General features: G+C 35.1%; 17 protein-coding genes. 4 read left to right on the plus strand and 13 right to left on the minus strand.

Features of this window, described 5'->3' with window-relative positions:
• Nucleotides 1-144: 144 nt before the first annotated feature.
• The 7 genes from ABEG11_RS06205 to ABEG11_RS06235 all read right to left on the minus strand — a co-directional run bounded on the left by ABEG11_RS06205 (nt 145) and on the right by ABEG11_RS06235 (nt 5390).
• Nucleotides 145-1215 carry a DNA topoisomerase IB gene (locus ABEG11_RS06205; RefSeq protein ID WP_348823319.1) on the minus strand — a complete coding sequence of 357 codons (1071 nt, stop codon included), beginning with the start codon at nt 1213-1215 and terminating at the stop codon, nt 145-147.
• A gap of 13 nt (nt 1216-1228) precedes the next feature.
• On the minus strand, nt 1229-1537 hold the full coding sequence (locus ABEG11_RS06210; protein WP_348823320.1) for a hypothetical protein: 309 nt from the start codon (nt 1535-1537) through the stop codon (nt 1229-1231).
• Between the two features lie 152 nt (nt 1538-1689).
• Entirely contained in the window at nt 1690-1980 is a 291-nt protein-coding gene (locus ABEG11_RS06215; protein ID WP_348823321.1) for a YciI family protein, read from the minus strand.
• A 62-nt stretch (nt 1981-2042) separates the two neighbouring features.
• Complete coding sequence (locus ABEG11_RS06220) at nt 2043-2708, minus strand: hypothetical protein (protein WP_348823322.1); 666 nt, start codon at nt 2706-2708, stop codon at nt 2043-2045.
• Nucleotides 2709-2881: 173 nt separating this feature from the next.
• Nucleotides 2882-4003, minus strand: coding sequence for an FAD-dependent monooxygenase (locus ABEG11_RS06225; protein ID WP_348823323.1), 1122 nt, complete (start codon nt 4001-4003; stop codon nt 2882-2884).
• A gap of 368 nt (nt 4004-4371) precedes the next feature.
• Complete coding sequence (locus ABEG11_RS06230; protein ID WP_348823324.1) at nt 4372-5232, minus strand: hypothetical protein; 861 nt, start codon at nt 5230-5232, stop codon at nt 4372-4374.
• Nucleotides 5226-5390, minus strand: a complete 165-nt coding sequence (locus tag ABEG11_RS06235; RefSeq protein WP_348823325.1) for a hypothetical protein — start codon at nt 5388-5390, stop codon at nt 5226-5228. The genes ABEG11_RS06230 and ABEG11_RS06235 overlap by 7 nt, the downstream gene beginning before the upstream one ends.
• 403 nt (nt 5391-5793) lie before the next feature.
• On the opposite strand from ABEG11_RS06235, the gene ABEG11_RS06240 reads away from it, so the two are divergent.
• Entirely contained in the window at nt 5794-7083 is a 1290-nt protein-coding gene (locus tag ABEG11_RS06240) for an ATP-binding protein (RefSeq protein WP_348823326.1), read from the plus strand.
• A 99-nt stretch (nt 7084-7182) separates the two neighbouring features.
• On the opposite strand, the gene thrC is transcribed toward ABEG11_RS06240, so the two are convergent.
• The 3 genes from thrC to thrA form a co-directional block, all read right to left on the minus strand.
• Nucleotides 7183-8478, minus strand: a complete 1296-nt coding sequence (gene thrC / locus ABEG11_RS06245) for a threonine synthase (RefSeq protein WP_348823327.1) — start codon at nt 8476-8478, stop codon at nt 7183-7185.
• Between the two features lie 125 nt (nt 8479-8603).
• On the minus strand, nt 8604-9524 hold the full coding sequence (locus tag ABEG11_RS06250) for a homoserine kinase (protein ID WP_348823328.1): 921 nt from the start codon (nt 9522-9524) through the stop codon (nt 8604-8606).
• Nucleotides 9525-9602: 78 nt separating this feature from the next.
• The gene (gene thrA, locus ABEG11_RS06255; RefSeq protein WP_348823329.1) at nt 9603-12050 is read right to left on the minus strand and encodes a bifunctional aspartate kinase/homoserine dehydrogenase I; all 2448 of its coding nucleotides are present in this window, start codon (nt 12048-12050) and stop codon (nt 9603-9605) included.
• 652 nt (nt 12051-12702) lie between these two features.
• Here thrA and hutH point away from each other — a divergent pair.
• The 3 genes from hutH to ABEG11_RS06270 are packed head-to-tail and all read left to right on the plus strand — an operon-like array spanning nt 12703 to nt 16288.
• Nucleotides 12703-14217, plus strand: coding sequence for a histidine ammonia-lyase (gene hutH / locus ABEG11_RS06260; RefSeq protein WP_348823330.1), 1515 nt, complete (start codon nt 12703-12705; stop codon nt 14215-14217).
• A 50-nt stretch (nt 14218-14267) separates the two neighbouring features.
• Nucleotides 14268-14912, plus strand: a complete 645-nt coding sequence (locus ABEG11_RS06265) for a DUF47 domain-containing protein (protein ID WP_348823331.1) — start codon at nt 14268-14270, stop codon at nt 14910-14912.
• A gap of 29 nt (nt 14913-14941) precedes the next feature.
• Nucleotides 14942-16288 (plus strand): inorganic phosphate transporter, encoded by a 1347-nt coding sequence (locus ABEG11_RS06270; protein ID WP_348823332.1) that lies wholly within the window; start codon nt 14942-14944, stop codon nt 16286-16288.
• Between the two features lie 425 nt (nt 16289-16713).
• Here the strand turns inward: ABEG11_RS06270 and ABEG11_RS06275 are convergent, their stop codons facing one another.
• From ABEG11_RS06275 to ABEG11_RS06285, 3 genes are all read right to left on the minus strand, one after another.
• Nucleotides 16714-17229, minus strand: coding sequence for a DUF421 domain-containing protein (locus tag ABEG11_RS06275; protein WP_348823333.1), 516 nt, complete (start codon nt 17227-17229; stop codon nt 16714-16716).
• Between the two features lie 129 nt (nt 17230-17358).
• On the minus strand, nt 17359-18729 hold the full coding sequence (gene rimK / locus ABEG11_RS06280) for a 30S ribosomal protein S6--L-glutamate ligase (protein WP_348823334.1): 1371 nt from the start codon (nt 18727-18729) through the stop codon (nt 17359-17361).
• A 138-nt stretch (nt 18730-18867) separates the two neighbouring features.
• On the minus strand, nt 18868-21414 hold the full coding sequence (locus ABEG11_RS06285; protein ID WP_348823335.1) for an ATP-dependent Clp protease ATP-binding subunit: 2547 nt from the start codon (nt 21412-21414) through the stop codon (nt 18868-18870).
• Between the last annotated feature and the right edge of the window lie 97 nt (nt 21415-21511).

The raw sequence follows: 21511 nt of genomic DNA on the forward strand, positions 1-21511 counted from the left end.
TGTGGAATACTTAAACTTAAAATGAATTGTGTATTATCAAAAGACTATTATTAACTGGATGTTATTCTTAAAAATAAACATTTAATTTACATTGCGGGTTTCAAAAAGGCAGTATGATTCAATTGAGATGTTTATAAATTGCTCTCAACAAAAGACTTCTGCTATGGCTTCGTTTTGTAATAATTCGACCAAAGCATTTTCTTCAGGGCGCAGTTCTGTATGATCTGGACCTGGTTTGTATTTCCAGATTGTTCCTTTTTCAAAAGCCGAAATTACGGTAGGATGCACATAATATTTTTTGCAGACAGTACGTGTATTTCCTAATTTGGAAGCTACTTCATCTAGTACTTCAACTGTTTTGCGCCTGCAGTCTGTCTGGTTTTCGGCAGGAGCTTTTTTTTGAAAAGCAGTCAATGCATTGACAGTTCCAGCCCATGCCCGAAAATCTTTGGCGGTAAAATCCTCCTGAGTTATTTCCTTGAGATAATTATTGACATCGGCCGAGCCAATGACGTGGTGATTACCGTTATCGTCATAATATTGAAATAAATCCTGACCTGGAATGTCCTTGCATTTTTTGACAAGATTGGCCAGTTTTCTGCTTTCGAGACTGATCTTATGCGAAATGCCTTTTTTTCCAGTAAAACTAAAATAGATTTGGGAATCTTTAAATCGAACATGTTTGTCTTGAAGAGTAGTAAGGCCAAAAGACCCATATAGTTTTTTATATGAATCATTTCCAATCCTGATGTTGGTCATCTCAATAAGCCTGATTACCAGTGCCATCACTTTCTCGTATGGAAGTCCGCTCCGGTTTAAATCTTTATCCACCTGTTTTCGTATCAATGGCAAAGCATTGGCAAAACTTCTTAATCTGTAAAATTTAGATTGATTCCGTATCTTATTCCATTGCGGATGATACCGATATTGTTTTCTTCCTTTGGCATCAATGCCTGTTGCCTGCAGATGGCCGTTTTCATAAGGGGAAATCCACACCATTTCCCAAGCAGGAGGAATCACTAATTTTTTGATTCTCTCCAATATCTGTTTGCTGCGTATTTTCTTTTTGCTGTGATCTACAAAAATAAAATCGTCATTTTTTTTAAGTCTAAAATATCCTGTATTGGTATTTATAGCATAGCGAAGACCAACAGATTTTGCAGTGATTTTAGAATCTCTTCCAATTTTTTCGAGTTTGGATTGTAAGCGTCCCATACCAAATTATAAATTAAATCTGGTCTTCTTTTCCTTTTATGGCTAAATCATTTAAAACCATTGCGGCGCTTTTATCTGCATAAGCGGCTAAGCCAGCAACAAAAACTCCTTTTTCGCCTGCAATTGATTTAATGCCATACACAGTAGCTTCATCTGCAGGGTCGGTTTCTCCTTCATAGCGGTAGATGTGTACAATTTCAAAATCATTTGGATTATTGATGATTTTAGATTCTTGAATGTTAAAGTCTACTGTAAAACCTTTTTCTTTTAACTCTTCCAATGCTTTTGAAACGGTAGCATAATGATACATTCGCTTTTCCATGATTTTATTTTTATATCTGACATAAAATTAATCTCATTTACGTTTTTGTAATTATACAATTATAAAGATGTATTGTATAATTATACGATTGATCTGCGCTGAAGAAGGTTTGAAACTTTGTTGGCAAACTATTTCGACAAGATAAATAAATGCTAGTTTTCTATAAAAACAGAAAAAGCTTCATCATATTTAGTGGGTATGATTTCGGTAATTTCAAAATCAGCAATTCCGTTCTGATAAAAAGGATCCTGTTTAATAATTTTATGCAGTTCATCTCTATTCACATTTCGAACGGCTATGATACCGCCTGTCCTTGGATTTTTCGCCCCTGAAAAAATAAATTTATTTTCAGAATAGTATTTGTCCAAGAAATTAATATGCGGTTCGAGAAATTTGTCAACCTCACTCAGGTCTTTTTTATATGATAATGATACGATAAACATATGTTGAATTTTGAATAATATTTTGAATAATGTTTTTTGGGTCTGCTATCTGGACTGTTTCCTTATACGATCGCCTGCTGTAATTTGGTTTTAGAATCCACTTTTCTGTTCCAGTAAATGATATAAAAAGTACCTATAATCGATGGTGTCATCCAGGCAATTAAGTTTCCTAAACCCAATCCTGCAACAATAAAAGCAGTAATGGAAGCGATTAATGCACCAGCCATTTTGCCGATATGTCTGGTCAGCCAGCTGTTTTTTGTTTTTGTGAAATTTTTGAAAAAGATAAAATCTTTAACTGTCATAAACAACCCAAAACCGCCAAAGAAAGCAAACAAAACTCCATTTGCAATAGTATTTACAACGCAGTAAATACCAATCAAAATCATGATAACGGACGAAAATAACATGATTCCCGAAATTAATCTGTCGGTAAGACCGGCTTGTATTTTTGACTTTAATTTGAATGTCAAAGCCCGATTTCCTGATATTACTAGATAAATACTAAATATCCCGATTAGGAATAAAAATAAGTTTTGGTGTTTTGGCATGAAACAAATAGGCAATGACAGCAGTGAACTTGTTATCATCCCGATGGAGAACAGTTTTCCCATTCCTCGATGTAACTTTTGTCCTTTTTTTGCAATTATACTTCCAATTCCGGTTATCAATCCAATGCCGCCAAAAAAGGCGTGGATGTAAATTAAAATCTTGATAGTCTGTTCCATTTTTGTTTTGATTAGTTTAACGGTTCAAACTTAACCGTATTAAAAGATTTTATAAAAAAAATAGTTCTGAATTGTATATTTTGATGGATGAAGTGTTATTTACGGTTTTATCTGTTTAAGATCAATAAAATAGAAAAACCAGAAAAAGCAAATGGCGAGTACTGTGTTCATATTTAATTAAGATTAAAAATCATATCCATCTGCTTTTTATTGACAGACTTTGGTGTGTTTTTCATAATAAAATTCCGGATTTTTATGCCCAATGGGTTTTCAATATGAGCCAATTTTCCAAGTGACCAGCTCGTATTTACTATATAATGAGCCTTTTTTTTCCGAATTGTCTCATAGTGCTGCAATATATTTTCAATGGAATTCAGGTTATTGCATAACTCACCAATTACATAGGCATCTTCTATTGCCTGACAGGCTCCCTGACCTAAATTGGGTGTTGTAGCATGTGCAGCGTCGCCAATTAGGCATACATTTTCGCTTTGCCACTTATGGATTGGTTTCAGATCCAGAATTTCACTGGCAATAATCTTTTCTTTTGGTGTAAAGGCAATTATTTTCAAAATGTCCAAATGAAAATCTTTGAATACTTCTGAAAGATTAGGCTCGTTTGTATCTTTTTTATTCGTCAAAGCGTACCAATAGACTTTGTTAACTCCAATGTGTACAAATCCAAAACGTTTTCCTTTTCCCCAAGCCTCATTTAATTCGTTTTGATAATTTTCAGGCAAATCAATTTCACAAATACCTCTCCAGCAATTCTGGTTGGCATTTCGTATAGTGTTTTCGGTAAATAACTGATTTCTTACTACCGATTTTATTCCGTCTGCACCAATAATAAGTTTGCTTTCTACTATTGTATTGTCCTCAAAAGTCATTTTAAACAATTCCTTTTTTTCGATTTTTGAAAGCCGTTTGGAGAATTTTATATTTTCCAAACCAATTTCTTCGGCAAGTATTTTTTGCAATTCTCCTCTATGAATAGCAATATTTGAAACACCATATTTTTGTTCGAATTCTGATAAGTCAGCAATAGAAAGCGGTTTTAACTGATGATCGGTAATTTTCATTGAAGAAATTCGGTTTCCTGCTTTTTCAATTTTGTTTTGAAGTCCCAGTTTCTTAAATACCTGCATGGCATTATTGGCCAAAATTATTCCAGCACCAACAGGTTTTATCTCTGCCGAACTTTCGTAAATGTTTACCTGTAGCCCTTTTTGCTGTAATGCCAAAGCTGTTGTAAGACCTCCAATTCCTGCTCCAATGATGTCAATACTGGTATTCATATTTTTGAATGTATTTTTTTAAATGTCTTTATAGGTTAAATGAATTATGACTTATCAGGGTGATTGGGTTTGTTGGTTCGTATTGTTTGCTCAATTGGTGTGGCGAAGTTGGGAGACTTTGCAGGGTCACTCGCGCAGAAAGGGAGTTTCAACCAATGATGCTTTTAAACATCCCAATAATCCTCAAACTTGTCATTCCGAGGAACGAAGAATCTTCGCAGGTAATTCCATAATCAAAATCCCCAATCTTTGTCGAGCTTCTAACGGAGATTCCTCGTTCCTCGGAATGACAAACTGGTCGTAAAACCTAATGGATTCAATTCCTTGCGTTTACGTGCGTGGCGCTCGCGCTAGCGGTGTTTTTTCTGTTATTTAAATTCATCAACACTATAGTTACTTAAATTTTTTTCAATTTCATTCGATTTTAATTCCAATATATCTATTTTAGGATATAGAATTATTAAATCATCATTAATAGGCATTTTATATATCTCTTTTATTAGTTTGAAAGGCAAATTAAAATTAATAGAAGCCTCAGCTTTGATTCTTTTTGCTAATTCAAACGGGTTATCTGATTTTGTCTCTTTTAATTCATAAATAACATTACAAATTTCTAGAGTATTTTGGTCTAATATGTTTTTATTCAATCGAATAGTTTGAGACCATTTCTTAAATTCTGATGTAAATTTAATATCGATACCAGAGTATTGATCATCTCGTATATGTTGTAAAACTTCGTCAGACAATTCTAAGCCATTATTATATTGATTTACAAATAATTTAGAAATTGTATTTTCTTTTAACTTTATTATGTTTGTATTCAGAATACCTTGAAATAAGTATTTTTTTAAATTATTTGGTTCTTGAATAAGATAATCTTTTAAAAAGTAAATTTCAAAATGCAAATTCGGAATATTATATTTTCCATTGATATTTAGTTTCAATTTCTTGTTACTAATTGTGAAATATGGATAACTATCACCTCCTGTGAGTCTTGAAATCATATCCTTTTGCGATTCTAAAATTGAATTTTTAGCATCTAGTGTTCTTTCTAAATTCTCTAAATTTGTTTTATAATTCCGTTCCGATTTTTCTAAGTTTTCAATGGTTTTAGCATAAGTTTCCTTTAATGTTTTATAAGTAACATTAGCTTGATTTTGAGAATCCAAAATATCTTCGCTCACACCTTGTAAATTATCGATCGTCTTTTTTCCTGTGCTTACTAACAAATCTGTTTTTTTTCTATTATTTCTTTCTTTTCATCATCTTCTAGCGATATTTTATAAGAAACTAATGCGCTAAGTATTAGTAAAAAAAGAACCCAAAAATTCCAATTTAAATATTTTTTCATTTCAAATAATTGTTCAATCCAATTAATAAATTCCATAAAGCTAATTTATGAGTTAATATATTTCAACTTTGTGTATATTCCTTTTTCTTTTCTCAAATATATGTCTTTTTCTTACCATTTGTTTGAATTTTCTATTGAATTGATTTCTACTTACTATTATAGAATAAAGAACGATACTTTAGTTTAAAACCAATCTTTTTAAACGCACAAATACCGTCCTAGCCCTGATGGTAGCGGCATCCTGTGTGCTTGGGGTTCAAGCACACAGATACAGCGCACAGCAGGATTGGCTCCAAAAAACATTTTTTCTATTTTTTTTAATCTTTCCTTAGGAAAAGTGTATGGTGTAACACTTTTTCATTTGAAAAAATGTATTGTGTTACACTTTTTCAAATGAAAAAGTGTAATTTTGTCTTGATATTAATTTAAATAACTGTCTATGAATAGATTATTAATTCAGGAGCTAATTAGCTGGAAGAATGCTAAAAATAGAAAACCTTTAATCATTCAAGGTGCAAGACAAGTTGGAAAAACCTGGCTGATGAAGGAATTTGGAAATCAGGAATTTGAGCAGGTTGTTTATCTCAATTTTGAAAGCAGCAGTCGTTTAAATAATTTATTTTCAGCTGATTTTAATATAGAAAGAATTATTGCTGTCATTGAAATAGAAACCAATCAAAAAATTATTCCAAAAACTACTTTGCTGATTTTTGATGAAATTCAGGAAGTCGAAAAAGGATTGACAGCCTTAAAATATTTTCAAGAGCAGGCACCGCAATATTATATTGTTGCGGCAGGTTCTTTGCTTGGTGTTTCATTGCAAAAGAATAATTCTTTTCCTGTTGGAAAAGTTGATTTTATGAAATTGTACCCAATGAGTTTTATGGAATTTCTCTATAACAGCGGACAGCAGCGTTTGGTTGAACAAATAAAAAATAAAAATTGGGAGCTGATAAGTTCTTTTCATGAACAATTAATTGAACAATTGCGGTTGTATTATTTTATTGGAGGAATGCCAGAAGCTGTGCTTAATTATTTAGAAAATAAAGACTTGGAATCAGTAAGGGCAATACAGCAAAAAATCTGTATTGGCTATGAGAATGATTTTGCTAAATATGCACCAAATGAAATTGTTCCTAAAATAAAATTGGTATGGAATTCTTTGATTAGTCAATTAGCAAAAGAAAACAGGAAATTTATTTATGGTCAAATTAAAAAAGGATCAAGAGCCAAAGATTTTGAAATGGCAATTAATTGGCTGGTGGATGCTGGTTTGGTTTTAAAAGTAAATCGGATTGAAAAACCAGTAATGCCCTTAAATGCATATGCAGATTTTGATTCATTTAAATTGTTCCTATTGGATATTGGATTGCTCAATGCTATAGGTAATTTGGATAAAAAAATAATATTGGAAAACAATTCCATTTTGACGGAATACAAAGGTGCGTTAACAGAACAATTTGTATGTCAGCAATTAAAAATTAAAACTGAAATTTATTATTGGACCGCCCCAAATGCAACAGCTGAATTAGATTTTATATTCCAAAATCATAATGAAATTATACCAGTTGAAGTAAAAGCAGAAGAAAACCTGAAGTCTAAAAGCTTGAAAACATTTGTTGAAAAATTTGAAAATAAAAATGCGATTAGAACTTCCATGAGTAAATTTAGAACAGAAAGCTGGTTTACCAATTTTCCTTTGTATGCAATAAGTGAAATTTGGGGTTAATTTCTCAAAAAGAAAACCATTTAAATTTTGTTAATCATTAACAGAATTTAAATGGTTTATATAAATGACGTATATGTTTTAAAACTTTTATTGAAAGAATTACTTCGAATTCAAAAACGCTTTTAACTCCTCATAAGTCCCAATCTTCACACTAACTTTCTCTTCATTAATAACACTCTCAATCTGTGTCGGAATCGGAAGCTTAATTCCTAAAGCAGGTTCAACTACATCAAGGAATTTAATTGGGTGAGCGGTTTCTAGGAAAATACCAATGGCATTGGGGAATTTTTGGAGTTCTTTTTTCAATCCCAAATAACCAACTGCTCCGTGTGGTTCTGCGATGTAACCGTCTGCTTCGTAGATGTTTTTAAGAGCGATTAAAGTTTCTTCATCGGTATAGCTGTAGGAAGAGAAATCTTTTTCAAAAGCCTTTAAATCATTGTTGTACAATTCCTGAATTCGGATAAAGTTGCTTGGATTTCCTACGTCCATAGCGTTTGAAATTGTTGCTTTGGATGGTTTTGGGTCGTATATTCCGTTTTCAAGGAATCTTGGTACAGTATCGTTTACATTGGTAGATGCCACAAAATGTTCAATTGGCAGACCTAATTTCTTAGCCATGATTCCGGCGCAGATATTCCCGAAGTTGCCGCTAGGGCAAGAGAATACCAATGGTTTGTTTTGGCTTTTTAATGCCTTGTAGGCAAAGAAAAAGTAGAACATTTGCGGTAACCAGCGTGCAATATTGATAGAATTTGCCGAAGTCAGGTTTTTATGAGCCAAAGTCTCATCCAAAAACGCTTTTTTCACCATATCCTGGCAGTCGTCAAACACACCGTCCACTTCAAGAGCTTTGATGTTTTGTCCTAAAGTAGTCAACTGTTTTTCCTGAATGTCGCTCACTTTTCCGGATGGGTATAAAATTACGACATCTACACCGTCTACGCCAAGGAATCCGCTGGCAACAGCACCACCTGTATCGCCCGAAGTGGCTACAAGAACAGTGTTTTTAGCATCTTTTTTGTCTTTATTGAAATAGCCAAGACAACGGGACATAAATCTTGCTCCAACGTCTTTAAAGGCCATTGTAGGACCGTGGAATAATTCCAGCGAATAGATTCCGTTTTCGACTTTCACCACCGGAAAATCAAAAACCAGAGTTTCAGCGATGATTTGTTTTAAAGTTTCTGTAGGGATTTCGTCTCCGACAAATTGTTTGATGGCTTCAAAAGCGATTTCTTCATGGCTTAAACTTTCGATTTTATCAAAAAAAGAAGCATCCAAAGCGGTGATGTTTTCAGGAAAATATAATCCTTTGTCACTCGCTAGTCCTTGTATTACCGCTTCCTGAAAAGAAACTTTTGGGGCATTATGGTTTAAACTGTAATATTTCATTGTTTTTTTGCTTTAGGCTTTAGGCAGTAAGCTTTACGCTTTTGCCTTTGTCAATAATTTTTTTGCTTTATGCTGTAGGCGATAGGCATTAAGCTTTTTATATTTAGCTTACTGCCTACAGCGTCCTAAAGGACACTAATTCCTTCGTCATTCACTTTTGAAACGTGAATTTCGTAAGGCAGATTCATTTCTTCGTAAACGGCACTCATGGCTTTGGCGATTTTCTCGGCGTTTTCTTTTCCTTTGCTTAAAGCAAAAATAGAAGGTCCTGAACCTGAAATTCCTGAACCCAAGGCTCCGTTTTCATAAGCGGTCTGCTTGATTAAATCAAATCCCGGAATCAGCATAGAGCGGATAGGTTCAATGATTTCGTCATGCAGAGAACGCCCGATTAATTCGTAATCCTGAGTGTAAAGACCTGCAACCAATCCGCCCACATTTCCCCATTGGGTAATGGCACTTTTCAGGGAAACGGTTTGTTTTAATACCGAACGGGCATCAGATGTTTTTAGCTCGATTTGTGGGTGAACCACCGTTGCATACAATTCGGATGGGCTTTCGATTTTGATAATATCCAAAGGATTTGAACTTCTAACCAAGGTAAAACCTCCCAAAAGGGCAGGGGCAACGTTGTCTGCGTGGGCATTTCCGCTGGCTAATTTTTCGCCCTGCATCGCAAATTTCACCAATTCTTTTCTAGTGAAAGGTCTTCCCAATAATTCGTTGATTCCAAAAACGGCTCCGGCAGAACTCGCCGCACTGCTTCCAATACCGCTTCCGGCTTTGATGTGTTTGTAGATTTCGATTTCAAAACCAAATTCGGTTTCCACTTCTTCCAGCATCGCCAAAGCAGCAACACCCGAAACGTTGTTTTCGGTTTCCATTGGTAAATCGGCACCTACGATTTTGGTAATACGAACACCCTTCACATCTGATTTACGGACAATCATTTCATCACCTTGTGTAGCCAGACAAAGTCCAAGTACATCAAAACCACACGAAAGATTCGCGATTGTGGCAGGGCAAAATATTTTTATTTCGTTCATAAATATTGTTGTTGGTTGTTGGTTGTCGGTTGTTGGTTTTTATCTATCAACCATCAACCAATAACCATCAACTTTAAATTATACATTTCCTATTCTAATCACGTCGGCAAAAATTCCCGATGCTGTAACGGCTGCACCGGCACCGGCGCCTTTTATCAATAACGGCTGATCAACATAACGATCAGTATAGAATAAAACGATATTGTCTTTTCCTTCCAGATTGTAAAATGGATGGTCTTTTGGAATGAACTGCAGACCTACGCTTGCTTTACCATCTTCAAATTGAGCGACAAATTTTAATCGGCTTTCTTTTGCATTGGCTTCGGCCAAAAGGGATTCAAAATGTCTTGCATGTTCTTTTAATGAAGCGAAAAAGGCATCATTATTGGTTGTTCCCATGCATGCTGACGGAAGGAAAGCTTTGTTTTCAATGTCTTCAATTTCCATCTGATAACCGCTTTCACGAATCAGGATAAGGATCTTTCTGGCAACATCAATTCCGCTTAAATCTATTTTTGGATCTGGTTCTGTAAATCCTTGAACTCCAGCTTCTTTAACAACGTCATGAAAAGTATTGTTTTCATCAAAATTGTTGAAGATAAAGTTAAGGCTTCCTGACAAAACCGCCTGTATTTTGTGTACTTTGTCACCAGAAGCGATCAGGTTTTTAACTGTATCAATGATTGGTAATCCAGCTCCGACATTCGTTTCAAAAAGGAAAGGCGCATTGAACTGACGCGACAAACTTTTCAGGTTTTTATAATTTGCATAAGCAGACGAACATGCAATTTTGTTGCAGGTAACTACAGCCACGTTTTGCTTTAAATACTGCTCGTAAGTTTTGGAAACTTCTGCATTGGCAGTGATATCAACAAAAATACTGTTGCGTAAATTAAGCTCTTTTACCTTATGGATAAACTGTTCCATATTTGCAGTTTCTCCTTTGTCCAAAAGCGACTGCCATTCTTTCAAAGAAATTCCGTCTTCGTCAAAATGCATTTTTCTGGAATTGGAAACTGCAATAACTCTCAGGTTTATTTTTAGATTTTCTTTTAAGAATTTCTTTTGCTGGTGGATTTGTTCGATGAATTTTTCACCCACATTTCCAACGCCCATTACAAACAGGTTTAATTGTTTGGTGTTTTCTTCAAAGAAGTTTTCGTGTAAAGTATTCAGTGCTTTTTTAACGTCTCTTTCGTTAATAACCACCGAGATGTTTCTTTCGGAAGCACCTTGAGCAATCGCACGGATATTCACATTGTTTTTTCCTAAAGTACTGAACATTCTGCCGCTTAAACCTTGGTGATTTTTCATGTTTTCACCAACCAAAGCAATGATGCAGAGGTTTTGCTCTACAATACAAGGATCAATTTTGTTTTGGGTGATTTCGATTTGGAATGCTTTGTTGATTGCGGTTTCAGCGGTTTCAGCATCCGAATTTGAAATACCAATACAAATAGAATGCTCGGATGAAGCCTGAGTAATAAAAATTACATTGATGCCTTCGTGTGATAAAACTTCGAACAATCTTTTGGAAGAACCTGCGACCCCAATCATTCCGGAACCTTCCAGAGTAATCAAAGTGATATTGTCGATATGTGTAATTCCTTTTACCGGATTGCTGTGGTCAGCAACGCTGTTTGAAATCAAAGTTCCTTCGGCTTGCGGTTCGAAAGTATTTTTGATATAAATTGGAATGTTTTTTCTTAAAACCGGCTGAATAGTTGGCGGATACAACACTTTGGCACCAAAATGAGACAATTCCATTGCTTCTTGGTACGAAATTGTGGCAATTGGCTGCGCCTGTTTTACAATTTTAGGATTAGCAGTAAACATTCCGTTTACATCAGTCCAAATTTCTAAATCACTTGCATTTAATGCTCCTGCAATGATTGCAGCAGTATAATCAGAACCGCCACGTCCTAAAGTAGTATGGATTCCATCTTCGGAAGTTGCAATAAAACCAGGCATTACAACCACTTGATTTTCATTTGAAGCAAAAAAATCAGCGATTAATTTATTTGTAATCTCAAAATTCACCGCAGCTTTACCAAACTGATTATTGGTTTTAATCAATTCACGGCTGTCTTTGTAACTGCTGTTTTTTAGTTTTTGTTTTAAGGCTTCGGCAATGATGAATGATGATAATAATTCTCCAAAACTTAGGATAGTATCCAAAGTTCTTGGTGATAATTCACCCAGAAGAAAACATCCGTCAAGCAGTGTTTCCAAGTGGTTGATGATTCTTTTTATATGGCTTAACAAACCGCTTTGCTCGCTAACAGGAGTCAGCTGTTTAAGTGCTTCTAAATGTTTTTTCTCAATTTCGGCAACAATTTCTTTAAAGCTTTCGTCGTTGGATGCAGCTTTCGAAGCAGCTAACAGTAGTAAATCGGTTACTTTGCTCAAAGCGGATACAACAACGGCAAGTTTTTCACCTTGTGCTTTATTAAGGACTATGTCTAAAACTAATTTTATGTTTTCTGCATTGGCTACCGAAGTACCGCCAAATTTTAATACTCTCATAAGAAGTTTATTTGTTTTATGTAAATTTGAATCACTGTTTTTTTGATTGTTATTGTGTGATAATCAGTGAATTCGTGTTTTTATTTTCTGATTGTAAAATGGTTTCTATACACCCATGACTTTTTTTCTTTAAAGAAAAAAGTACAGCAGCTGGATTATATGTAAAATGTATACCCCTAAGGGGTAGTAATTGTAGTAGATGTAGTTGTAAGAGCAAGAGCAACCCAGATTTGAGTTGTTACCGAAGGATGATATGTGCTGTTAAATTTCTTCATTTTTGATTTTCCAAAAGTACTGTTTTTTATGAAAAAAAAAGCTTTAATGTTCGTTTTTGCGAATAGTTTAATAATTAAAATTCAATTGTGATTCAAATTTAATATTGCGTAATTTATTTATTTGTTTATTGAGATTATCTTTGTTTTCTGCTGAAGTTTCCTGCTGTTTTGATATTGATTTGATGACTGAATATTGCTAATTCTGCTGTAAAAATGATATTCTTGTCTTTGAAAAATTTTAAAATGATCAAAATTTAAATGACAATCAGTATGATATTGGTTCGGAACTTTATTTAGTCACAGTTTTAAATTATTGTTATAAAATATTGTTTTTTAATAAGGTTTTGTGGAATTTTGAACACTTAAAACAAATAGAAATGGAGAATACACATTATATAAGTACCGAATTGCTTTCTTTTGAAACCCTGCAGGAGATTATTTCGCATCATAAATCCATTGCGCTTTCTGAGAATGCAAAAACGAATATTCTAAAGTGCAGAAAATACCTTGATGCTAAAATGGCCTCGCATTCGGAACCTATTTACGGAATCAATACTGGTTTTGGCTCGCTTTGTAATGTAAAAATTTCAAGCGAGAATTTGTCAAAACTCCAGGAAAACCTTGTGAAATCGCATTCCTGCGGAACTGGTGATGAAGTACCGAATGAGATTGTGAAAATAATGCTGCTTCTTAAAATTCAATCGTTGAGTTACGGACATTCGGGCATACAATTGGAAACGGTACAGCGATTGGTTGATTTTTACAATAATGATATTCTGCCTGTAATTTATACTCAAGGGTCACTTGGAGCATCAGGAGATTTGGCTCCTTTGGCTCATTTGTCACTGCCTTTATTAGGAGAAGGGGAAGTCTGGTTTGAAGGCAAAAAAGTAAATTCGGCAGAAGTGTTAAAACGTTTTGAGTGGAAACCGATCGTTTTAAAATCCAAAGAAGGTCTGGCGTTGTTAAACGGAACGCAGTTTATGAGTGCTTACGGTGCTTATATTGTAATGAAAGCAGATAAGTTTTCGTTTTTAGCAGATTTAATCGGAACAATATCACTGGAAGGTTTTGACGGCAGAATTGAGCCTTTTAATGAGCTGATACATTATATAAGACCTCATAACGGACAGATTGCTACTGCCAAAAGAGTAAAAGAGTTTCTAGATGGCAGCGAAATCATCGAACAGCCAAAAACGCATGTTCAGGATCCGTATTCGTTCCGCTGTATTCCGCAGGTACACGGTGCTTCCAAAGATGCATTTGATTATGTAAAAAAAGTATTCAAAACCGAAATCAATTCGGTAACGGATAATCCTAATATATTTATCGAAAGCGACCAGATTATTTCCGGCGGGAATTTTCACGGACAGCCTTTGGCTCTGGCACTGGATTTTATGGCAATAGCTTTGGCAGAATTAGGAAGTATTTCGGAGCGCAGAACCTATCAGCTGATTTCCGGATTGCGTAATCTTCCTGCTTTCTTGGTAGATAATCCAGGGTTGAACTCTGGATTTATGATTCCTCAGTATACCGCTGCCAGTATTGCAAGCCAGAATAAACAGCTGGCAACACCTTCGAGTGTTGACAGTATTGTTTCCAGTAACGGACAGGAAGATCATGTGAGTATGGGAGCGAATGGTGCAGTAAAATGCTTAAAGGTAATGGAGAATCTGGAACGCATTTTAGCGATTGAACTGATGAATGCTTCGCAGGCAATTGAGTATAGAAGACCTTTAAAGTCAAGTGATTTTATTGAAATGTTTTTAAAATCCTACAGAAATGAAGTGCCTTTGGTTAAGGAAGACAGAATTTTACATTATGATATCGAGCAAACAGTGGGCTTCTTAAACAGTTTCCAAATCGAAGATGATTTGTTAACATTGGCTTAACATTGGCTTTAAATAATGAAGTAATTTTGCACTACATAAAAATTAAACAAATGTCATTAAATAGTATTTTTCAATTTCTGGTTCCAAAGGACAAAAAATTCTTCCCTCTTTTTGAAGAAGCATCAAGTAATTTAATTGAATTAGCTTCAAATCTGCACGAAGCTGTAAATCTTCCTTTGAAAGAAAGAGAGGCTTTATTTCATAAAATAGATGAATTAGAGCAAAAAGGCGAAGATATTACCCGTCAGACTAATTTAGAATTGAGCAGAAACTTTATTACTCCTTTTGACAGGGAAGATATTCACTCTCTGGTTACTTCAATAGATTACGTAGCGGATTATCTTCATGGAGCAGCTTCAAGAATGCGTTTGTATCAGGTAGATAAAATCACGAAATCAATCCGTAAGATGACAGAAATCAATCTGGAGGCCTGTCAAAATATCGATGTAGCGGTAAAAGAACTGAAAAACCTGAGCCACATGAAAACGATTACCAACGCTTGTGCAAAAATCAATAAGCTGGAAAATAAATCGGATATGGTCTATAATAAAGCTGTTTTTGAAATTTTTGAAAACGAAACAGATGCCAAAAATATTATTAAATATAAAGAAGTATTGTCAGTTTTAGAATCTGCTACTGATAAATGTAAGAGTGTTGCCAGTGTGTTAGAATCTATTACAGTAAAACATTCTTAATTTAATCTATTCATTCTGAAGATATTGATATGACTTTACTATTACTTATTATAGTTCTAGCATTAATTTTTGATTACATCAATGGTTTCCATGATGCTGCCAATGCTATTGCTACTGTTGTTGCAACCAAGGTTTTATCTCCTTTTCAGGCGGTGCTTTGGGCGGCTTTTTTTAACTTTTTGGCCTATTGGGTTTTTGGTTTAGGTGTTGCCAATACCGTTGCAAAAACTGCCGATGCAAGCCAAATTGATTTAACAGTAATTCTTGCAGGTGTTATTGCAGCTATTATTTGGAACTTAATTACCTGGTGGCAGGGAATTCCTTCCAGTTCTTCACATACTTTAATTGGCGGTTTTGCTGGAGCCGCGATTGCTCATGCAATCACAATTCACGGATTTTCAGACTATACAATCCTGGAAGACGGAGTACAGCATACTAAACACTGGTATGATATTGTAAGCTGGTATAAAGCAGGGAAAGACGGCGGTATGCCTTCCGGAGTTGTGATTATCATTGCGTTTATCGTTCTCGCACCTTTATTGGGAGCATTAATTTCATACTTAATTTCTATTTGGTTATTAAATGCCTCAAGAAAAAGTATTCTGCCTAAACTTTTTACAATTGCATTGATGATAGTGTCAATATGGTTTGTATATGGACAGATGGTTCCTTTTGAGAAAATTGAAAAACCTCGTTTTGAGTCTCATTTCTGGAGTATTGTATTCGAATCGCATAATATTAAATGGTTTTTGGTAGCTTTTATAATACTTTCAATTTCTACATTTGCTTTGCTGTTTAGCAGTTTGAATTTACATAAAGCCGATGCAGTCCTGAAAAAAATGCAGCTGCTTTCTTCAGCAGCATTTAGTTTAGGTCACGGAGGAAATGATTCTCAAAAAGTAATGGGAATTATTGCTGCCGCTGTAGCGGTTTACATTAAAACAAGCGGTGTCGATATTATGAATCTTCCAGACTGGCTGCAGGTTGTTCTTCCAGACGATGATAAAGGAATAAAGGGAGCAATGCCAGAATGGATTCCATTGGCTTGTTATACTGCAATTGCAGTTGGAACTTTAAGCGGTGGCTGGAAAATTGTAAAAACTATGGGTTCTAAAATTACCAAAGTAACTTCTTTTGAAGGTGTGGCTGCCGAAACAGCAGGAGCTTTGACGCTTTATTTTACAGAGCATTTTAAAGTACCCGTAAGTACAACGCATACTATTACAGGATCGATTATTGGAGTAGGTTTAACAAAACGTATCTCGGCAGTACGCTGGGGTGTAACCGTAAGTCTGCTTTGGGCTTGGGTCCTTACAATTCCGGTTTCTGCATTGCTGGCTTCATTAGTATATTGGATTCTCAGAATATTTATTTAATCACAATAATAATATATAAAAAACCATTCAATCCGAATGGTTTTTTTGTGCTGTAAAATGAGGTAAGGAAATTTTTAGGAGCAGAAATTTTCGAATTATAGAAATAATTGTCCCGCTCTTCGCTGCAATCTTGTGAGCCGAACCCCGGCTCGCAAGGATTTTCACTTCGATCGGGGCTAGATTAGAAATTTAGTATTTTGTTTCAACATCCCCAAAATGAATTTATTTAAAGAACTTTTAAAAGAAAAAAAGTGTAGTTTTCGGGTGGAGTCTCAATGTTATTAAGTTAAGTTTTAATTCACTCTCGCAAAGGCGCTAAGACGCAAAGTTATGATCGGATTTCTTTGCGTCTTAGCGTCTTTGCGAGAATCATATTTAGATAAACATTAGTAAAAAAACTTAACTTAATGACATTGGGTAGAGTCCTAATTGCCTCGAACTAGATTTTTGTGATTTTTTCTTCGTTTGTAATGAGTCTGCTTTAAGTTTTTATCGCCAGTTATGATGCTTATATTTCCATCTATTTCAAGCATGGCAAGTTTCACATCCTTAAAATATTCGACTCCATGCTCTCTCATCGCTTCTTTCAGTTCATCCGAAGTAATATTTAATTTACTTAAGTTTTTAAAATCTAAAGTTCCGTTATGAATTAAAATCTCTGGTTTTTCGAGAAAGAGATCACCAAATTTTTTATAGCGGTAAATTAATTTCATCAATATAAAATTAATCACAAACAGAATTGTAGCTGCGGCTATACCTCCCCAGAGCGTCGTGTTGTCGCCTACCATTGCATTTTGAACCGAATTACTTATCAGCAGAATCAAAATCACATCAGAGGTGTTAAGCTGCGATAATTCTTTTTTACCAAAAAGACGCAGTGCAATAACCATAAATAAATATACGGCTGCACTGCGGATGGTGATATCTAAATATGGATTCATTATTTTTTATTGCTGCTTTAAGTTATAAGCAATATGCTATAGGCTATTGTTGAACTGGATTATAAGTTGTATTTCGTGATTGAATTCACGCTCGAAGTTTGCTTAATGCTTACCGCCTAAAGCTTAAAGCTACTTTATCTTAAAGTTCTTCTCAATTGCTTTGATCATTTCTCCGGCAATATCTTTGTTGGTTGCGCCTTCGATTCCTTCTAGCCCCGGTGAAGAGTTTACTTCCAGTAATAATGGCCCTTTAGAAGAACGAATAATATCTACGCCGGCTACTTTTAAATCCATAGCTTTTGCTGCTTTTATAGCGATCTTTTTTTCCTCTGCGGTAACTTTGATTACAGATGCGGTTCCTCCTAAGTGAATATTGGCTCTAAATTCTCCAGGCATAGCTTCTCTTTGGATTGCAGCAACCACTTTGCCGTCAATCACAAAACAGCGGATATCTTTGCCGTTGGCTTCTTTAATGAACTCCTGAACCAAGATATTTGCATTAAGACTTTTGAATGCATTGATAACACTTTCGGCTGCTTTTTTGGTTTCTGCCAATACGACACCTTTTCCCTGAGTTCCTTCCAGCAATTTAACAATAAGTGGCGGTCCGCCAACCATTTTTATTAAATTATCGGTGTCCAAAGGAGAATTAGCAAATCCTGTTGTTGGAATATCAACACCGTGATTCAGTAATAACTGTAAAGAAAACAGTTTATCTCTTGATTGCGTAATTGCTGTTGATGAATTTAAACAAAACACTTTTAAGGCCTCAAATTGACGCGTTAAAGCACAGCCGTAAAAAGTGATACTCGGACGAATCCTTGGGATAATGGCGTCAAACTGATTTAAAATTTTTCCGCCGCGGTAATGAATTTCGGGAGTTTTGGCATCCAGTTTCATGTAGCATTCTTTGATATTCAAGAAGTGCATTTCATGTCCTCTCATTTCGCCGGCTTCTATGATTCTTTTGTTACTGTATAATTCGGGATTACTGGCCAAAAGGCCAATGCGTAAGCCCGAACTGGCTTTTTCTGAGTTTATATATAATTCTTTTAAGCTTTCGGCAGTGGGCTGTCCTAGCAGGTATTTTTGTTCTGGATCAACAAGGATTCTCCCGCTCATGGCTTCCCTTCCCAAAAGCATTCGAAATCCCATTGAATCTCTATTGGTCAATGTCATTTCAATTGGCCATTTCGACTCGCCAATAGCTATGCTGGTTTGAATAACATAACGGTGTTCTCTAAAGCCGCTGGAGCTTTTTACGATACGTTTGCCAACCAAAGGGGCTTCACAGTGAATAACTGTTTTGATATTATTTTGAATAGGGTTGATGTCAAATTTTACCCAATTGGCATTGTTTTTTATAAATGGAGCAATATTTATGGCATGTAAAGCAGATGTTTTGGCACCAGAATCTACTCTTGCTTTTATTGTAGGAATTCCTAATTCTGGAAATGAACACCATTCTTCGCTACCCAGGATGACTTTATTTTGTACCATAAATTAATTTTGGTTGTTTTTATATGTATTATCAAATGTAAATATTTGTTTTCAAAAAATACGAAATTATCCTATAAAGAATAAACCCGTTATGTTATTAAAACGTAACGGGTTTGTTATGGATGTTTTTTATTTAAATTATTGATTAGTAGGTTCTTCTGCTTTGTGAACTTTTATTGTTAACTCTTGAGAACCATCTTCAATATCCATGAATATTTCGTCACCCGAAGTAATTTTTGAAGTGATAATTTCTTCTGCAAGAGCGTCTTCAATATACTTCTGAATGGCTCTTTTTAAAGGTCTCGCTCCAAATTGTTTGTCAAATCCTTTATCTGCAATAAATGCTTTGGCTTTGTCAGACAGTTTTAATTGATATCCTAATTCATTGATACGGCTGTATAATTTTCTCAATTCAATCTCGATAATTAAATTGATATCTTCTTTTTCTAAAGAATTAAATACAATTACATCATCAATTCTGTTCAAAAATTCAGGAGCAAAAGTTTTCTTCAATGCATTTTCGATAATGCTTTTAGAGTTATCATCAGCTTGAGCAATTTTGGCTGCAGTGCCAAATCCAACACCTTGTCCAAAGTCTTTCAATTGACGAGCTCCAACATTCGAAGTCATAATAATGATTGTGTTCTTAAAATCAATTTTACGTCCTAAACTGTCAGTTAAAAAACCATCGTCAAGCACCTGAAGCATCATATTGAAAACATCTGGATGCGCTTTTTCAATTTCGTCAAGCAATACAACGCAATATGGTTTTCTTCTCACTTTTTCAGTCAATTGTCCGCCTTCTTCGTATCCTACGTATCCTGGAGGTGCTCCAACTAATCTTGAAATTGCAAATTTCTCCATGTATTCACTCATATCAATGCGGACTAATGCATCTTCAGAATCGAATAATTCTTTGGCAAGAACTTTGGCTAACTGTGTCTTACCAACACCTGTCTGTCCTAAGAAAATAAAAGAACCAATTGGTTTGTTAGGATCTTTTAATCCGGCACGGTTTCTTTGAATAGAACGCGCAATTTTTAAAACAGCGTCATTTTGTCCTATTACTTTGTCTTGAATCAGCTCAGGCAATTTAGCCAGTTTATTGCTTTCAGTCTGTGCAATTCTGTTTACTGGAATGCCGGTCATCATTGATACAACGTCAGCAACATTATCTTCGGTAACAACAATTCGATTGTTTTTAGAGTCTTCTTCCCATTGTTCCTGTGCTATGGCTAAATCCTTCTCAATTTTTTTCTCATCGTCACGAAGTTTAGCAGCCTCTTCATATTTTTGTTTTTTGACAACCAGATTTTTCAATTCGCGTACTTCTTCCAATTGGCGTTCTAAATCTAATATCTGCTTAGGAACATCAATATTGGTGATGTGTACTCGGGATCCGGCTTCATCCAATGCGTCAATAGCTTTGTCTGGCAAGAAACGTTCAGACATGTATCTATTGGTTAGTTTAACACAGGCTTCGATAGCTTCGTCAGTGTAAATTACATTATGATGATCTTCATATTTGTTTTTGATATTATTCAAAATCGCAATGGTTTCCTCAACAGATGTCGGTTCTACAATTACTTTTTGGAAACGTCTTTCAAGCGCGCCGTCTTTTTCAATGTATTGTCTGTATTCGTCTAGAGTTGTAGCTCCAATACATTGGATTTCTCCTCTTGATAATGCCGGCTTGAACATATTTGAAGCATCAAGAGAGCCAGTAGCACCTCCAGCACCAACAATAGTATGAATTTCGTCTATGAAAAGAATGATGTCGTCATTTTTTTCCAATTCATTCATAACCGCTTTCATGCGTTCTTCAAACTGTCCTCTATATTTAGTACCGGCAACCAGGCTGGCTAAATCGAGAGTTACTACACGTTTGTTGAATAATATTCGCGAAACTTTCTTTTGAATAATACGCAAAGCCAATCCTTCTGCAATAGCTGACTTGCCTACACCGGGTTCACCTATTAATAACGGGTTGTTTTTTTTGCGGCGGCTCAAAATCTGAGATACACGTTCTATTTCTTTTTCTCGTCCAACAACAGGGTCTAGCTTTCCTTCTTCTGCCATTTCAGTTAAATCTCTTCCAAAGTTATCAAGAACTGGAGTTTTTGATTTTTTATTAGATTTATTGGCTGGATTATTGAAACTTCCTTCTTTGAGACTGTCATCTTGTCCTGAATCATCATTATATGATTCGTTTTTTGGCAAGTTTTCTAAAAATTCTTCTTCGTTTGGAGTCATATTGATGTATTGTTCTTTAGCTATATCATAATCTATTTTAAGCTTATTCAATAACTTGGTTGTTGGATCATTTTCATTTCTTAAGATACACAGCAGCAGATGGGCTGTGCTAATAGAGGAACTCTGAAAAACTTTTGCTTCAAGAAAAGTAGTTTTCAAAGCTCGTTCAGCTTGACGGGTCAGATGTAAATTTTTCTTTTCTACACTCACATCAACGCTAGGGCTCGCGGGGCTTAGGATTTCAACCTTTCTCCTCAAATGATCAAGATCAACTGACAGGTTGTTCAGGATGTGAATAGCTTTACCATTACCATCCCTCAGAATGCCAAGCATCAAATGTTCAGTACCTATAAAGTCATGTCCAAGACGTAAAGCCTCTTCTTTGCTATAAGTAATAACGTCTTTTACTCTAGGTGAAAAATTATCATCCATAATATTGATTGTTGTTTATGTAAATTTAATAAACATGAAGTTTAAAAGCAAAAATCATACCTGATAAATCTATTAATGCTAATTGACAAAAAAAATG

Source organism: Flavobacterium aestuarii (genome assembly GCF_040049115.1).
Classification (GTDB): Bacteria; Bacteroidota; Bacteroidia; order Flavobacteriales; family Flavobacteriaceae; genus Flavobacterium; species Flavobacterium aestuarii.

What these genes read in the sequence shown, in the direction of transcription:
- ABEG11_RS06205 (WP_348823319.1), bottom strand. Translation starts at nt 1,215, where the DNA reads ATGGGACGCTTACAATCCAAACTCGAAAAAATTGGAAGAGATTCTAAA.
- ABEG11_RS06210 (WP_348823320.1), bottom strand. Translation starts at nt 1,537, where the DNA reads ATGGAAAAGCGAATGTATCATTATGCTACCGTTTCAAAAGCATTGGAA.
- ABEG11_RS06215 (WP_348823321.1), bottom strand. Translation starts at nt 1,980, where the DNA reads ATGTTTATCGTATCATTATCATATAAAAAAGACCTGAGTGAGGTTGAC.
- ABEG11_RS06220 (WP_348823322.1), bottom strand. Translation starts at nt 2,708, where the DNA reads ATGGAACAGACTATCAAGATTTTAATTTACATCCACGCCTTTTTTGGC.
- ABEG11_RS06225 (WP_348823323.1), bottom strand. Translation starts at nt 4,003, where the DNA reads ATGAATACCAGTATTGACATCATTGGAGCAGGAATTGGAGGTCTTACA.
- ABEG11_RS06235 (WP_348823325.1), bottom strand. Translation starts at nt 5,390, where the DNA reads ATGGAATTTATTAATTGGATTGAACAATTATTTGAAATGAAAAAATAT.
- ABEG11_RS06240 (WP_348823326.1), top strand. Translation starts at nt 5,794, where the DNA reads ATGAATAGATTATTAATTCAGGAGCTAATTAGCTGGAAGAATGCTAAA.
- thrC (WP_348823327.1), bottom strand. Translation starts at nt 8,478, where the DNA reads ATGAAATATTACAGTTTAAACCATAATGCCCCAAAAGTTTCTTTTCAG.
- ABEG11_RS06250 (WP_348823328.1), bottom strand. Translation starts at nt 9,524, where the DNA reads ATGAACGAAATAAAAATATTTTGCCCTGCCACAATCGCGAATCTTTCG.
- thrA (WP_348823329.1), bottom strand. Translation starts at nt 12,050, where the DNA reads ATGAGAGTATTAAAATTTGGCGGTACTTCGGTAGCCAATGCAGAAAAC.
- hutH (WP_348823330.1), top strand. Translation starts at nt 12,703, where the DNA reads ATGGAGAATACACATTATATAAGTACCGAATTGCTTTCTTTTGAAACC.
- ABEG11_RS06265 (WP_348823331.1), top strand. Translation starts at nt 14,268, where the DNA reads ATGTCATTAAATAGTATTTTTCAATTTCTGGTTCCAAAGGACAAAAAA.
- ABEG11_RS06270 (WP_348823332.1), top strand. Translation starts at nt 14,942, where the DNA reads ATGACTTTACTATTACTTATTATAGTTCTAGCATTAATTTTTGATTAC.
- ABEG11_RS06275 (WP_348823333.1), bottom strand. Translation starts at nt 17,229, where the DNA reads ATGAATCCATATTTAGATATCACCATCCGCAGTGCAGCCGTATATTTA.
- rimK (WP_348823334.1), bottom strand. Translation starts at nt 18,729, where the DNA reads ATGGTACAAAATAAAGTCATCCTGGGTAGCGAAGAATGGTGTTCATTT.
- ABEG11_RS06285 (WP_348823335.1), bottom strand. Translation starts at nt 21,414, where the DNA reads ATGGATGATAATTTTTCACCTAGAGTAAAAGACGTTATTACTTATAGC.